Origin of the sequence: Streptomyces fagopyri, assembly GCF_009498275.1 — a bacterium.
Lineage (GTDB): Bacteria > Actinomycetota > Actinomycetes > Streptomycetales > Streptomycetaceae > Streptomyces > Streptomyces fagopyri.
This window is the reverse complement of the sequence record NZ_CP045643.1, coordinates 2307685-2322581: the sequence shown is the minus strand read 5'-3', so window position 1 is coordinate 2322581 and position 14897 is coordinate 2307685. Positions and strand designations below refer to the sequence as shown.

Genomic DNA, 14897 nt, shown 5'->3' with positions numbered 1-14897 from the left:
CCCAGCGGTCCCTCCGAGCGGTCGTGCCGGCCGGTGATCCGAGCCGGAGCACCCCGTCCCGGCCGGACCTCCACGACAAGGCCGCGTGCGGGGGCGGGGCGCGCAGGGCCGGAAAGGTCCCCGCGGGCACCCACCTGGAGCCCCACCCGCGCCCCCGCCGGTTCCCACTCGGTTCCGCGCCGGTACTCGGTCGGAACCCCACCTGGGTCCGCAGGTACCCGTCCGGCGCCCGCCGGCTCCCACCCGGGATCCCGGCTCTCACGCGGGTTCCCGAAGGTCCTCTCCGGCACCCACCCCGGCACCCCCACCCGCGCCCCCGCCGGTTCCCACCTGGATCGTCCCGGAACCGACCCGCCCCGACTCGTCCCGGCCCCCGTCCGACCCGTCCCCCGGCCCGCTGTCCTTCCCGAAACCGCCACCCTTTGGCGTTCCCGCCGACATGGCCTCACGCCATTCCGTGCCCGCCCGCCCGGTTCCACACTGACGTCTCCGGCAATGACGCCGGACTCACGAAAGGCCATCACGAACATGCCGGAATTCAACGACGGGACCCCAGAGACCGAACCGCCCTCCGACTCCATCGTGACCACCGAGGTCGTCGTCATAGGCTCCGGGCCGGCGGGCGCCAGCGCCGCGCTGCTGCTGGCGACCCTGGGCGTCGACGCCATCATGATCACCAAGTACCGGTGGACCGCGAACACGCCCCGCGCGCACATCACCAACCAGCGTGCCATGGAGGTCTTCCGGGACCTCGGTGTCGAGACCCAGGTCCTCGCGGACGCCACCGAGCACGGTCTGGTCGGGGACACCGTGTTCTGCACGAGCATCACCGGGGAGGAGATCGGCCGCATCCACACCTGGGGGACCCGTCCCGACCGTGAGGCCGACTACCGGCTCGCGTCGCCCTGCCTGACCGTCGACATCCCCCAGACCTACCTGGAACCGATCCTGGTACGCAACGCGACGCAGCGCGGCGCCCACACCCGGTTCTCCTCCGAGTACCTCTCCCACACCCAGGACGCCGACGGCGTCACCGTCGAGGTCCTCGACCGCCTGACCGGCGCGCGGTACAGCATTCGCGCCAAGTACCTGATCGGCGCCGACGGCGCCCGCTCGAAGGTGGCCGCCGACATCGGTCTGCCGTTCGAGGGCGCCATGGACATCGCCGGATCGATGAACATCACCTTCAAGGCGGACATCTCCCGGTACGTCTCCCACCGGCCCTCCGTCCTGTACTGGGTCGTACAGCCGGGCTCCGACGTGGGCGGCATCGGCGCGGGCCTGGTCCGCATGATCCGCCCCTGGAACGAGTGGCTGATCGTGTGGGGCTACGACATCGAGGACGAGCCCCCCGTCGTCGACGAGCGGGCGGCGGTCCAGATCGTGCGGAACCTCCTCGGCATGCCGGACCTGGACGTCGAGATCACCGGCACCAGCCTCTGGGGCAACAACGAGATGTACGCGAGCCGCCTGCACCACGGGCGGGTGTTCTGCGCCGGTGACGCCGTGCACCGGCACCCGCCGAGCAACGGCCTGGGTTCCAACACCTCGGTCCAGGACGCCTACAACCTCGCCTGGAAGCTGGCCGCCGTGCTCAGGGGCCAGGCCGCTCCGGCACTCCTGGACAGCTACACCGCCGAACGCGCCCCCGTCGCCGAACGCATCGTGAAGCGGGCCAACCGGTCCAGCCGGGAGTTCGTGGGCATCTTCGAGTCCCTCGGCCTGCTCGACGCGCGGACCGAGGCGGAGATGGCCGCCGCGATCGAGGAGCGCAAGGACAACACCCCCGCCGGCGCCGCCAAACGGGCCGCCCTCGTACGAGCCATGGATCTGAAGAACTACGAGTTCAACGCGCACGGCGTCGAACTGGGCCAGTTCTACACGTCCTCGGCGGTGCTGTCCGACGGGTCCGCACTCCCCGCGCCCACCCGGGACACGGACCTCTACTACGAGATGTCCACGGTTCCCGGCTCCCACCTGCCGCACGCCTGGGTCGGCGACAGCAGCCGCCGCCTCGCGCTGATGGACCTGGCGCCCTACACCCGGTGGACGCTGCTCACCGGCATCGCCGGCGAGGCGTGGGCACAGGCCGGCGAGAAGATCGCCCAGGAACTCGGCGTCCCGCTCGGCACGGTCGTCATCGGTCCGGGCCGCGAGGTCACCGACCTGTACTACGACTGGGCCAAGCTGCGCGAGGTCGAGGAGAGCGGAGTGCTGCTGGTGCGTCCGGACAAGCACATCGCGTGGCGTGCCGCGACCCTGCCCGACAACCCCGAGGACCAGCTGCGGCAGGCCCTCCTCTCGATCCTGGGAAGGGACTGAGCCACGATGCGTTTCCTCCACGAGACCCTGCCGCAAAGGGTGCGGTTCGCCTCCGGCGAGGCGGCGGAGAGCCTCAAGGACGAGATCGCCTCGCTGGGCGCCCGACGGGTGATGGTGATCGCCGGAGCGGGTGAGGGAGAGATCGCCGAGCGCGTCACGGACGGCCTGCCCGTCGTGCACCGCCACGATGACGTCGTGATGCACGTCCCCGTCGAGGTCGCCGAACGAGCCCGCGAGGCGGCCGCAGCGCACGACGCCGACGTCCTGGTCAGCATCGGCGGGGGCTCGACCACCGGCCTGGCCAAAGCGGTCGCGCTCACCACCGGGCTGCCGATCGTCGCCGTTCCCACCACCTACGCCGGTTCCGAGGCCACCCCCGTCTGGGGGCTGACCGAGGGCTCCGCCAAGACCACCGGCACCGACCGCAAGGTCCTGCCGCGTGCCATCGTCTACGACGCCTCACTGACGCTCACCCTGCCCGCCGGCCTGAGCGCCGCCTCCGGCCTGAACGCGGTGGCGCACTGCGTCGACTCCATGTGGGCCCCCCGGACCGACCCCGTCAACCAGGCCCTCGCCGCCGAGGGCGTGCGGGCGCTCCGCTCCGGACTGCCCATGGTCGTCGAGGCCCCCGACGCGCTGCCCGGCCGCGAGCAGGCGCTCTACGGCGCCTATCTGTCCGCCCTGGCCTTCGCGTCCGCCGGATCAGGGCTGCATCACAAGATCTGTCACGTACTGGGAGGCATGTTCAACCTCCCGCACGCCGCCACCCACGCTGTCGTCCTCCCGCACGTCCTCGCCTTCAACGGGAGCGCGGCCCCGGAAGCCGAGAACCGTCTCGCCGCGGCCTTCGGCACGGACACCGCGGGGGAGGGTCTCGCCCGGCTGCGCGACCAGCTCGACGCGCCCCGCTCGCTGCGCGACCTCGGCATGCCGTCCGACGGCATCGCCCCGGCCGCCGAAGCCGTCGTCGCCGCCGCCCCGGCCGGCAACCCGAGCCCGGTCACCCTGCCGGCGATCACCGAACTGCTCCAGGCGACCTGGGAAGGAGCCGAACCGCGATGACCCACACCCCCGCCACCACCGACGGCATGCCCGACGACCGGCAGCAGGACATAGAGGCAGAGGTCACCCGTCAAGTCCTCAGGTCCTTCGCGGACTGCACCGATCCGCGGCTGCGGCAGGTGCTCCAGTCCCTCGTCCAGCACCTGCACGCCTTCGTCCGGGACGTCCGCCTGACCGAGAAGGAGTGGGACCTGGGCATCGACTTCCTCACCCGCACCGGCCACATCACCGACGACCGGCGCCAGGAGTTCATCCTCCTGTCGGACGTCCTCGGCGTCTCGATGCAGACCGTCGCCGTCAACAACGAGGCGTACGGACGGGCCACGGAAGCCACCGTGTTCGGACCGTTCTTCGTCGAGGACAGCCCCGAGATCGAACCGGGGGGCGACATGTCCTTCGGCGCCCGTGGTGAACCGTGCTGGGTCGAGGGCACCGTGACCGACAGCGCGGGCGACCCCGTCCCCGGGGCACGCGTCGAGGTGTGGGAGGCCGACGAGGACGGCTTCTACGACACCCAGTACGACGACGACCGCACCGCCGCGCGAGCCCACCTGTTCACCGACGCCGACGGCCGCTACCGCTTCTGGGGGCTGACGCCCACCCCGTACGCCATCCCCCACGACGGGCCGGTCGGGCAGCTCCTGGCAGCCACCGGCCGGTCACCCATGCGCGCCTCGCACCTGCACTTCATGGTCAGCGCCCCCGCGCTGCGCACCCTCGTCACCCACATCTTCGTCCGCGGGGACGAACTCCTCGACAGCGACGCCGTCTTCGGTGTGAAGGAGTCGCTCGTCAAGGAGTTCCACACCCAGGGACGGGGCAGCCCGACACCCGACGGACGCGATCTCACGGACCGGGTCTGGTCCCGTGTGCGGTTCGACATCGTGCTCGCCCCCGACGGCACCTGACCGTCCTGACGGACCCTGGTGGTCCCGGGCGGGACCTGGCCGTCCTGACAGCACCCGGCCGTCCCGGACCTCATCGGGCGGAGCGCGTCGGCCGGCCACCGGCACCGTCGCGGGCGGGCGCGGCGGGCCGGCCCGTGCTCAGCCTCCGACGCGTCCACCGCGCAGGACATCGGCGGCCCCCACGCCGTGTCGCTCCTTGAACCGGTGCGAGAAATAGGAGGCCGACCCGAATCCGCAGGCCGCTCCCGCCTCGGCGACGCTCCCGGGCCATCCCGCGGCGAGCATCGAGCGGGCGCGGTCGAGGCGGCGGCCGAGGAGGTACTGCGGAAGGCTTTCACCGCCGTGGGAGAACACCCGGGACAGATGCCGTTCGCTGACCCCGATGCCCCGGGCGACGCGCGCCGCGGAAAGCCCCGGCTCCGTCAGGTGCTCGTCGATGTACGCACGGGCCGTCGCGAGATGAACGGCCGACGTGGTCGGCGGACGGCCCGACACCACGCTGCCGAGCAGTTCCAGCACGATGTCCTCGTCCACGGCCCGGGACGACTTCGGCAGTACCGCGGAATCGACCATCCGGGCCAGGGCCCGCGCCTGCGCGGCCCCCTCGTCGACGTCGAAGACCAGGGGCTGGGACAGCCGCGGCCCGCCGAGATCCCGCCAGACCGACCGGGGCACCTTCACCGCGAGTTCCTCCAGCCCCTGCGAGAAACCCCGTATGAACGGGCGGTCCGCGTCGCAGACGATCAGCTGTCCCGGGTGCAGCACCCGTACCCCGTCGTCGTGGTAGAAGAAGGCGTCCCCGGTGAGCGCGAAGTAGCACGCGATCGCGTCCGACGGCAGGTCCCGGACCACCGACCGAGTCCGTTCCACGACATGGGGGCCGCCCGCGACACGCGCCAGGTGGACGTGGGGCAGCTGGAGGTTGATCTCCGTCGCCTCCAGCGCGTCATCACGCAACGAGCGGCAGCGCACGCCGATGAGGGCTGCCGCGTTGTGCTCCTCCCACAGGGCGACCCGGTGGCCCTCCGGGAGGCCGACCGTGCTGAACAGAACAGGGCCGCTACCCATCCCGCTTGTCATCCCCCCAGGGTAACGGCGTCGCCCGCCGAAACCCGGGGCCGCGGGAACACCGGCCGGAAGCCTGACGTGGAGGACCTGCGAGGGGCCGAAAAGGTGTGGGGAGGTTTGGCGGGCTTCCCGAACCCCCGGCGTGGGAAAATGTGGGATGTGGGAACGTGAACGGGTGAGCACGACGACGCCTGAACACCTGCAATACCGCTTTGACGGGCCGGAGGACGCCCCGGTCCTCATCCTCGGCCCCTCGCTCGGCACCACCTGGCACATGTGGGACCGCCAGATCCCGGAGCTGGCGAAGAACTGGCGGATCTTCCGCTTCGACCTGCCGGGCCACGGCGGGGCCCCCGCCTATCCGGCGGGTTCGTTCGCCGAACTCGCGGGGCGGCTGCTGGCCACGCTCGACGGGCTAGGGGTGCAGCGCTTCGGCTACGCGGGCTGCGCGTTCGGCGGCGCCCTCGGGATCGAACTGGCCCTGCGCCGCCCGGAGCGGATCGCCTCCCTCGCGGTGATCGCCGCCTCACCCCGCTTCGGATCCGCCGACGAGTTCCGCCAGCGCGGGGTGATCGTGCGGACCAACGGACTCGACCCGATCGCCCGCACCTCGCCCGAACGCTGGTTCACCGCCGGATTCGCCGCGGCCCAGCCGGCCATCACCGAGTGGGCGGTGCAGATGGTGCGCACCACCGACCCCGGCTGCTACATCGCCGCCTGCGAGGCGCTCGCCGCGTTCGACGTACGGGCCGAACTGGGCCGGATCGGCGTTCCCACCCTCGTCCTCGTCGGCTCCGACGACCAGGTCACCGGGCCCGCCGAGGCCCGCACACTGGTCGCCGGGATCCCGGACGCCCGGCTCGCGGTCGTGCCCGGCGCCTCGCACCTGGTCCCCGTGGAGCAGCCCGCCGCGGTCACCGACCTGCTGGTACGGCACTTCTCCACCGCCTGGCAGCCCGCCTACGACTCGTCGACCGGCCAGGTGGCGATCCCGGCGGCCCCGGTGAAGCCGGCGCTCGCCACGCCCCCGCCCCTCGCGCCCGTCGCCGAGATCGCCCCGGCCGTCGTCGCCCAGCCCGGGATCCTGGGCAGGCCCGACCCCTACGACGCGGGGATCAAGGTCCGTCGCGAGGTGCTCGGGGACGCGCACGTGGACCGGGCGCTGGCCTCGGCGGACGCGTTCTCCGGGGACTTCCAGGAGTTCGTCACCCGTTACGCCTGGGGCGAGATCTGGGACCGGCCTGGCCTCGACCGGCGCTCGCGCAGCTGTGTCACGCTCACCGCGCTGGTCGCGGGCGGCCACCTCGACGAACTCGCCTTCCACACCCGTGCCGCCCTGCGCAACGGTCTCACCCCGGTCGAGATCAAGGAGGTGCTCCTCCAGGCCGCGGTGTACTGCGGTGTCCCGGCCGCGAACAGCGCGTTCAAGGTGGCGCAGGCGGTGATCCGGGAGGAGACCACGCCCCAGGAGTGATGATCCGGGCGGTGGAGGCACCGGGCCGCTCCGCGGGGGCAGGATGGAATCATGAAGCTCACGAAGAAGTCGCATGCCTGCATCCGTCTGGAGAAGGACGGGCGCTCGCTCGTCATCGACCCCGGCGTCTACACCGAGGAGGACGCGGCCGTCGGCGCGGACGCGATCCTGGTCACGCACGAGCACCCCGACCACTTCGACGAGGAGCGGCTGCGGGCCGGGATGGAGGCCGGCCCCGCGACCGAGATCTGGACCCTGAAATCGGTCGCGGACCGGCTCTCCGCCGCCTTCCCGGGCCGTGTGCACACCGTCGGCCACGGCGACACGTTCACCGCCGCGGGCTTCGACGTCCAGGTGCACGGTGAGCTGCACGCCGTGATCCACCCTGACATCCCGCGCATCACGAACGTCGGCTACCTCGTCGACGGCGGCCGTGTCTTCCACCCGGGCGACGCCCTCACCGTCCCCGACCGGCAGATCGACACGCTGATGCTCCCCGTGATGGCCCCGTGGAACAAGATCGCCGAGGTCATCGATTACGTCCGCGAGGTCAAGCCGCAGCGCGCGTACGACATCCACGACGCGCTCATCACGGACCTCGCGCGCCCGATCTACGACCATCAGATCGGCGCGCTGGGCGGCGCCGAGCACCTGCGGCTCGCGCCGGGGGCGTCGGCGGAGGTCTGAGCGCGGCGCGGGGCCGGGGCCGAGCGGGCCGCGGGGGCCCGTTGTCGTACCCGCCCGGTAGGTTGTCGGCCATGCGCATCGCGACCTGGAACGTGAACTCGATCACCGCCCGCCTCCCGAGGCTGCTGGCCTGGCTGGAGAGCAGTGGCACGGACGTGCTGTGCCTCCAGGAGGCCAAGGTCGCCGCCGAGCAGTTCCCGGTCGACGAGCTGCGCGAGCTGGGTTACGAGGCGGCCGTGCACGCGACCGGCCGGTGGAACGGCGTGGCGGTGCTCTCGCGCGTCGGCCTGGACGACGTCGTCAGGGGACTGCCGGGCGACCCCGGCTACGAGGGCGTCGAGGAGCCCCGGGCCGTCTCCGCGACCTGCGGCCCGGTCCGCGTCTGGTCGGTGTACGTGCCGAACGGCCGTGAGGTGGGCCACCCCCATTACGCGTACAAGCTCCAGTGGTTCGAGGCACTCAAGGCGGCGGTCGCGGGCGACGCGGCGGGCGGCAGGCCCTTCGCCGTCCTCGGGGACTACAACGTGGCGCCGACCGACGACGACGTCTGGGACATCTCCCTGTTCGACGGGGCCACGCACGTCACCCCGGCCGAGCGCGCCGCGTTGACCTCGCTGCGCGAGACGGGCCTGTCGGACGTGGTCCCGCGCCCCCTCAAGTACGACCACCCCTTCACCTACTGGGACTACCGTCAGCTCGGCTTCCCCAAGAACCGGGGCATGCGCATCGACCTGGTGTACGGCAACGAGGCGTTCTCCAAGGCGGTCGGTGACGCCTACGTCGACCGTGAGGAGCGCAAGGGCAAGGGGGCTTCGGACCACGCGCCGGTCGTGGTGGACCTCGACGTGTGACCCGCGGGCGGGGCGCGCGGGTGCCGTTCCGGGGCGCGCCTGTGGTGTGTCGGACGGCGGGAATGACACGCTGGGCGTATGAACATCCCTTTTTTGGGCACCTGGCGCAAGAAGCACGGTCTCGCCTTCGGGGTGGCCGTGTTCACCGAAGGCGACCACGATCCGGCGGGCATCGCGGAGCTCCTCGCCGAGTGCGAGCTGCTGCGCTCGCAGGCGCACCAGGCGGGCGTCGAACTCGACGACTCCGCGGGCTCCTTGGAGGCGCTGGACCAGCTGCTGCCGCGCTGGCGCGACGACGAGGAGAGCCTGCCCTGGCTCGGTAACGACGCCGGCCTCTACCTCGGTTCGGTCATCGTGCGCACCGTCTCCGGCGCCGCCTGGGAGATCTGGCCCAACGGGCAGCCGGTGGTGCGGCTGACCTCCGGCCGCGAGATCGACGTGGTCGCCTCCGGTCACACCTGGGCGTCCAGCGGGGCTCCCGAGCTGTCCCAGCTGTACGCGGAGGTGTCGGAGGACTGACCCGGCGGCCGTCGCACCCGTCCCGAACTGCCACGCCGTAAACCTGAAACTTGATAAATACGGCTAATGCCCGAAAAGTGCGTGTCGAGTATTAAGCGCCATGTTGCCCGGATAGTTTGCGGCATCTGCGACACAGCTGAGAGTGGGTAGGGCCGGGCATGGCTGTCGATCCTCTGATCGAACTGCAGGGTGTGAACAAGTACTTCGGCGAGCTGCATGTCCTGCAGGACATCGACCTCACCGTGGCCAAGGGGGAGGTGGTCGTCGTCATCGGCCCGTCGGGGTCGGGCAAGTCGACGCTGTGCCGGACGATCAACCGGCTGGAGACCGTCCAGTCGGGCTCCATCCGGCTGGAGGGCCGGCCGCTGCCGGACGAGGGCAGGGCGCTCGCCGGGCTCCGCGCCGAGGTCGGGATGGTCTTCCAGTCCTTCAACCTCTTCGCGCACAAGACGGTCCTGCAGAACGTCTCGCTGGCCCAGATCAAGGTCCGCGGCCGCAAGCGGGAGGACGCGGACCGGCGCTCGCGTGAACTCCTGGACCGGGTGGGCCTCGCCGCACAGGCCCCCAAGTACCCGGCACAGCTCTCCGGCGGCCAGCAGCAGCGCGTCGCCATCGCCCGCGCCCTCGCCATGGACCCCAAGGCACTGCTGTTCGACGAACCGACCTCGGCGCTGGACCCCGAGATGATCAACGAGGTCCTGGAGGTCATGCGGCAGCTCGCGCGCGACGGCATGACCATGGTCGTCGTCACCCACGAGATGGGCTTCGCGCGTTCCGCGGCCAACCGCGTCGTCTTCATGTCCGACGGCCGCATCGTCGAGGACCGCGCCCCCGAGGAGTTCTTCACCAACCCGCGCAGCGACCGCGCCAAGGACTTCCTCTCCAAGATCCTCAAGCACTGAGCGGGGGAGTGCACCGCATGATCCGTACCACACGTGTGCGCCTCGTCCTGGTGGCGGTCACCACGCTGCTCGCCACCCTCACCGGCTGCGGGAAGGAGGGCAGCCCGCCCACCAAGGGGCCGGCCGCGGAGAAACTGCCCACCTACGAGGTCGCGAAGGGCTTTCGGCTCCCCGACTCGCCCACCTGGCAACGGGCGTGGAAACGCGGCCACTTGAACGTCGGCGTCAAGGAGGACCAGCCGTACCTGGGCGAGAGGGACCCGGCGACCGGCGGCTACGCCGGCTTCGACATCGAGATCGCCCGGATGACGGCGGCCTCACTCGGCTTCGACCCGAAGACCGTCAACTTCAGGACCGTCGCCTCGGCCAACCGCGAAACCGCCCTGCAGAACGGCCAGATCGACTACTACGTCGGCACCTACACCATCAACGACCTGCGCAAGAAGCTCGTCGGCTTCGCGGGCCCCTACTATCTGGCCGGTCAGTCCCTGCTGGTACGCAAGGACGAGGACGACATCCGCGGACCCCAGGACCTGGCCGGCAAACGCGTCTGCTCGGCGGCCGGTTCGACGCCGTACCAGCGCATCAGGACGGACTACCCGAAAGCCACACTCGTCGCCTACGACACCTACTCGGTCTGTGTCGACAACCTGCTGACCTACCAGGTCGACGCCGTCACCACCGACGACGCGATCCTGATCGGCTACGCGGCGAAGGCCCCCGACGAACTCAAGGTCGTCGGCAGGCCGTTCTCCAAGGAGCCCTACGGCATCGGCGTCCCGCGCGGGGACAACGCCCTGCGGTACGCACTCGACGACGCGCTGGAGGCCAGGGAGAAGAACGGGGACTGGAAGAGGGCGTACGAGGCGACGCTCGGGCTCTCCGGGGTACCCGCGCCCGCCCCGCCCGCCATCGACCGCTACCGGGCGAGCTGAACGAGGCCGACGTGAACGTACTGACAGACAACTTCTCCACCTTCGCCGAGGGCTTCCTCGGCACGGTCGAACTCACCGTCTACGCCTCGGTGCTGGCCCTCGTGCTCGGCTTCCTGATGGCCTCCTTCAGGGTCGCGCCGGTCGCCTCCCTGCGGGCCCTCGGCACGGCCTGGGTGACGGTGCTGCGCAACACCCCGCTCACCCTGCTGTTCTTCGCCGTCCTGCTCGGTCTGCCGCGCTTCGGACTCGTGCTGCCCTTCCAAGTGTTCGCGGTCCTGGCGCTCGGCTGCTACACCTCGGCGTTCATCTGCGAGGCGCTGCGCGCCGGCATCAACACCGTGCCCAGGGAACAGGGCGAGGCGGCCCGCAGTCTCGGCATGACCTTCCGGCAGACGCTCTCGCTGGTCGTCCTGCCGCAGGCCTTCCGTTCGGTGATCCCACCGATCGGCTCCACCCTCATCGCGCTCGCCAAGAACTCCGCCATCGCCGGGGCGTTCAGCGTCACCGAACTGCTCGGCACCTACAAGACGCTCAGCGAGCTGGGCTACAACATCGTCTGGACCTTCGTCTGGATCGCCGTCGGCTACCTGATCATCACCCTCGCCATCAGCGCGGTCTTCAATGTTCTCGAGAAGCGCTGGGGAGTCGCCCGATGACCGCCACCGCCCACCGGTCACCCGCCCACCGGCCCGCGGCCCACGGATCCACCGCCCTTTACGACGTCCCCGGGCCCAGGACCCGTAGACGGCACCGGATGTACGGGGTCGTGTCCACCGCCCTGATCCTCGCTCTGATCGGCTGGATCCTGTATCTCCTGTTCGACACCGGCCAGTTCACCTACACCAAGTGGATGCCCTTCGAGTACAAGGGCATCCAGGAGCTTCTGCTGCGCGGGCTGGGCAACACGCTCAAGGCCTTCGCGCTGGCCGCCGTGTTCTCGCTCGCGCTGGGCGGGGTGCTCGCCACGGGACGCCTTTCCGACCACCGCCCGGTGCGCTGGATCTCCACGCTGGTCGTCGAGTTCTTCCGCGCCATGCCCGTGCTCGTGATGATCTTCTTCATCTTCGTCGCGCTCAAGGTGCAGCCGCTGCCCGCGCTGGTCGCCGGACTGACGCTCTACAACGGCTCGGTGCTCGCCGAGGTCTTCCGTTCGGGCGTCGACTCCGTCGACCGCGGCCAGCGGGAGGCCGCTTTCGCGCTCGGCATGCGCAAGACCCAGGTCATGTCCCATGTCCTCGTACCGCAGGCCGTACGGGCCATGCTGCCCGCCATCATCAGCCAGTTGGTGGTGGCCCTGAAGGACACCTCGCTCGGCTACCTCATCACCTATGAGGAGTTTCTCCACGCCGGGAAACTGATCGCGTCCAACCTCGACTACGATTTGCCGTTCATCCCCGTGGTGATGGTGATCTCGCCGATCTACATCGGGATGTGCATGCTGCTCTCCTGGTTCGCCCAGCGGGTGTCCCGGTGGGAGCGGCGCAGTCCCAAGACCGAGGCCGTGAAGGTGGCACCGGCCGAACCAGGGACGCTGCTGCCCGGTGGGGGTCGTTCCCCCACCGCCCCGAGACCGTAGGGGAGCAGCAGCTCACAGGGCCAGGCCCGGCCGGCGGCAGCCGGAGATCACTGCTCGCGCAGGGGAACCGACACGTAGGACGGGTCGTTCGCCGGCGAGGAGAAGGTCAGCTGCGCGCCGGGCGGGTTGTGCTCGATGTAGAGCGGGTCGACCGTGTCGAGGACCAGGGCGAGCCGGTGCCCTGCCGGGACGTCGTAGGCCGTGGAGTACAGGTCCAGGTCGACGCCGAACGGCTCGCCGGGTGTCCGCCCGTGGAAGGTGTACGGCGCGCTGCTGACCAGCTTGCCGAGGCCGAGCGGCCCCACGTCGTACAGATAGGCGATGAGGGTGCCGCTCTCCGCGGTCGGGGTGAGCGTGGTGTGCAGCCGGGCGGTACCGCGTACCCGCTGGGCGCTCTCGGACCGCGGTGACTGCCAGACGGCCGCCCAGCGGCGCGGCAGCAGCGGGACGAGGGCCGTCGGAGGGACCCGCGCCAGCTGGTCCAGGAGGCTGGAGAGGAAGATGATCCCGCCGTCCGCGCCCGAGTCGACGTTCGTGTGGATCGTGGTGGTGCCCGCCAGTTCGATCTTCCTCGCCGTGGCGCCGACCGACTTCCAGTCCGGGTACCCCTCGTAGCCGCCGGCCGAGCGGGCCTTGAGCTGGACCGGCTGCTCGCGGTCGATGCCGTTGTCCTCGCCCCTGAGGTAGTGGTCGAACCAGCGGCCGGTGTCCGTCCAGACGTCGTTGGGGACTCCGAACAGACCGGGCAGCTCGGCGGTGGCGTGGTCGCCGGGACGCAACTCCAGGCGTTTGGGCCCGGTCAGCTCCTCGTAGAAGCGGGCGTACTGGTTGGGCGGGAAGATCGTGTCGCCCCAGGCGTTGGCCATGAAGACGGCCGGGCCGTTCTTGTCGAGCTGGTCGACATAGGTCTCGGGGGAACGTTTCCTCCCCCAGGCGATCATCTCCTGCTCCTTCGAGAGGTCCGAGGAGAAGAAGGACCCGAGGATCCCGCGGAGTTCGGCGCTGGGGCGGCCGGTGAGGGCGCCGACGCCACCGAGCAGGGCGGTGGCCTGGGCGTGCTCGGTACGGCCCGAGTAGATCGAGTCGATGAGATCGGCCCAGCCGCTGAGCGCGGCGACCGCCTTGATCCGCTTGTCGTGTTCGGCGGCCAGCAGGCTGATCCCGGCGCCGTACGAGACGCCGGCCACGCCGATCCGGCGCGCGTCGGCGGGGGTGTTGGCGAGCGCCCAGTCGATCACCTTGGAGGTGTCGGCCACGTCGGGCGGCCCGGCCACTTCTATCTCGCCGCCGGACTGCCAGAAGCCGCGGACGTTGTAGGCGACCACCACATAGCCGGAGTCGGCGAGTCTGCGGGCCTGCGCGAGGTACTCGACCTGGGGCAGGCCCCAGCTCGTGGGCAGCACGATGAGCGGGTAGGTGCGGGTGCCGTCGGCGTCCGAGGGGGTGACGACGTTGCCCTTGAGGGCCGTGCCGCCGTCCCCGGTGATGTCGACGAAGCGGACGCCGCCCGCGGCCGCCCCGGCGGTGGGGGCGAGCCCGAGGGTGCCGCCGGTGATCAGGACCGCCGAGACGGCACCGACGGCGGTCGTGCGCAGGGCATGGCGACGGTGTCCCACGGGCCACTCCTCACTCGTGTCGATGAAAGTGACCCGACGGTAACCTCGCACGTTTACCGGAAGTAACCCGTCGGTAAGTTACGCACCGGTAAAGGTTGCGGGACAGCCCTCAGGACGCGCGGCGCGAGTTGCGGGCGCGGGCCGGCGTCGGTTCCGGTTCCGGTTCCGGGGCGGGCGTGGGCAGCGGGGTCCGGGCGGCGCGGGTCACGTCCGCGACGAGTTCGACCACATCGGGGCCGTACGCCTGCGAGTTCACCACCTTCAGGAGCAGGACGAAGGAGTTCCCGCCGTGTTTGCGCGCCAGGCGCTCGTGGTTGCGGGCGAGGTAGCGGGTCGCGGCCTGGTTGGTGATCGCGCGCTGGCCGCAGAAGAGGAACACCGGCCGCGTCCCGCGGTCCTGGCCCGCGACCAGCCGGGCCAGGATCACGTACTCGCCCTTGCCGGACTCCAGGAGGTAGCGCTCGCTGCCGATCAGGAACGCGCCGCGCTCCGGCCCCGGTTCGGCGTCGACGTTCACGTCGACGCCCGGAAGCAGGGAGTGCAGGTGCGCCGCCATCCGCCGGTTCGACGACGGGCCGCCCACGCAGAACTCGGTACGTTCCCCGAAGCCCTGCTGTGTCGCGTCGTGCGCGATGACCTGGGCGTGCGCGCCGCAGTCCTTGATCAGCGCGGACAGTTCGAGCAGCGCGAACACGTCGTGCCGCATCACCGTGAGCTCCGGGCCGCCCGCCTCCCGGTTGACCACCAGCAGCGACTCGGAGTTGTCGGGCAGCCCGAAGAACGCCTGCTTGCGCCGGAGTCTGCGCTTCCACAGGTACGTACGGGCGAGCCAGCCGAGGGCGGCACTGATGCCGGCCGCCAGCACGCCCAGGGCGATGTTGCGCACGTCGTCATTCATGGGCGCGCATGCTAGCCGCAACGCGCAACGGTGTTCGAGGGGGTCCTGACGGAACGGCGGAGGTGAAGTTACGCTGCGC

General features: G+C 70.8%; 14 protein-coding genes. 11 read left to right on the top strand and 3 right to left on the bottom strand.

All coding sequences use genetic code 11. From position 1 onward, the window contains the following. The first annotated feature begins 528 nt into the window (after positions 1-528). From GFH48_RS09940 to GFH48_RS09930, 3 genes are read left to right on the top strand one after another with little or no spacing between them, the layout of a single operon-like run. Positions 529-2322, top strand: a complete 1794-nt coding sequence (locus GFH48_RS09940; protein WP_153287912.1) for an FAD-dependent oxidoreductase — start codon at positions 529-531, stop codon at positions 2320-2322. Positions 2323-2328: 6 nt separating this feature from the next. Next, positions 2329-3384, top strand: coding sequence for a maleylacetate reductase (locus tag GFH48_RS09935; RefSeq protein ID WP_153287911.1), 1056 nt, complete (start codon positions 2329-2331; stop codon positions 3382-3384). Positions 3385-3410: 26 nt separating this feature from the next. Continuing rightward, complete coding sequence (locus tag GFH48_RS09930) at positions 3411-4292, top strand: dioxygenase family protein (RefSeq protein WP_407698705.1); 882 nt, start codon at positions 3411-3413, stop codon at positions 4290-4292. Between the two features lie 138 nt (positions 4293-4430). On the opposite strand, the gene GFH48_RS09925 is transcribed toward GFH48_RS09930, so the two are convergent. Further along, positions 4431-5372 carry a helix-turn-helix domain-containing protein gene (locus GFH48_RS09925; RefSeq protein WP_194280543.1) on the bottom strand — a complete coding sequence of 314 codons (942 nt, stop codon included), beginning with the start codon at positions 5370-5372 and terminating at the stop codon, positions 4431-4433. A gap of 163 nt (positions 5373-5535) precedes the next feature. Here GFH48_RS09925 and pcaDC point away from each other — a divergent pair, with 163 nt between their 5' ends. The 8 genes from pcaDC (at position 5536) to GFH48_RS09880 (ending at position 12304) form a co-directional block, all read left to right on the top strand. After that, the gene (pcaDC, locus tag GFH48_RS09920) at positions 5536-6834 is read left to right on the top strand and encodes a bifunctional 3-oxoadipate enol-lactonase/4-carboxymuconolactone decarboxylase PcaDC (protein ID WP_228120488.1); all 1299 of its coding nucleotides are present in this window, start codon (positions 5536-5538) and stop codon (positions 6832-6834) included. Positions 6835-6885: 51 nt separating this feature from the next. After that, on the top strand, positions 6886-7521 hold the full coding sequence (locus GFH48_RS09915; protein ID WP_153287907.1) for an MBL fold metallo-hydrolase: 636 nt from the start codon (positions 6886-6888) through the stop codon (positions 7519-7521). A gap of 71 nt (positions 7522-7592) precedes the next feature. Next, complete coding sequence (locus GFH48_RS09910) at positions 7593-8372, top strand: exodeoxyribonuclease III (protein ID WP_153287906.1); 780 nt, start codon at positions 7593-7595, stop codon at positions 8370-8372. Between the two features lie 78 nt (positions 8373-8450). After that, positions 8451-8891 carry a DUF6278 family protein gene (locus tag GFH48_RS09900; protein ID WP_153287905.1) on the top strand — a complete coding sequence of 147 codons (441 nt, stop codon included), beginning with the start codon at positions 8451-8453 and terminating at the stop codon, positions 8889-8891. A 158-nt stretch (positions 8892-9049) separates the two neighbouring features. Further along, on the top strand, positions 9050-9793 hold the full coding sequence (locus tag GFH48_RS09895; protein ID WP_153287904.1) for an amino acid ABC transporter ATP-binding protein: 744 nt from the start codon (positions 9050-9052) through the stop codon (positions 9791-9793). Positions 9794-9810: 17 nt separating this feature from the next. Beyond that, positions 9811-10728, top strand: coding sequence for a glutamate ABC transporter substrate-binding protein (locus GFH48_RS09890; protein WP_153287903.1), 918 nt, complete (start codon positions 9811-9813; stop codon positions 10726-10728). Between the two features lie 11 nt (positions 10729-10739). Further along, positions 10740-11384, top strand: coding sequence for an amino acid ABC transporter permease (locus GFH48_RS09885; RefSeq protein ID WP_153287902.1), 645 nt, complete (start codon positions 10740-10742; stop codon positions 11382-11384). After that, positions 11381-12304, top strand: coding sequence for an amino acid ABC transporter permease (locus GFH48_RS09880; protein ID WP_153287901.1), 924 nt, complete (start codon positions 11381-11383; stop codon positions 12302-12304). Before GFH48_RS09885 ends, GFH48_RS09880 begins: the two co-directional genes overlap by 4 nt. A gap of 47 nt (positions 12305-12351) precedes the next feature. On the opposite strand, the gene GFH48_RS09875 is transcribed toward GFH48_RS09880, so the two are convergent. Together GFH48_RS09875 and GFH48_RS09870 are read right to left on the bottom strand one after the other, a co-directional pair. Beyond that, entirely contained in the window at positions 12352-13920 is a 1569-nt protein-coding gene (locus GFH48_RS09875; RefSeq protein WP_153287900.1) for an alpha/beta fold hydrolase, read from the bottom strand. 109 nt (positions 13921-14029) lie between these two features. Continuing rightward, positions 14030-14818 (bottom strand): hypothetical protein, encoded by a 789-nt coding sequence (locus tag GFH48_RS09870; RefSeq protein WP_194280542.1) that lies wholly within the window; start codon positions 14816-14818, stop codon positions 14030-14032. Positions 14819-14897 lie beyond the last annotated feature (79 nt).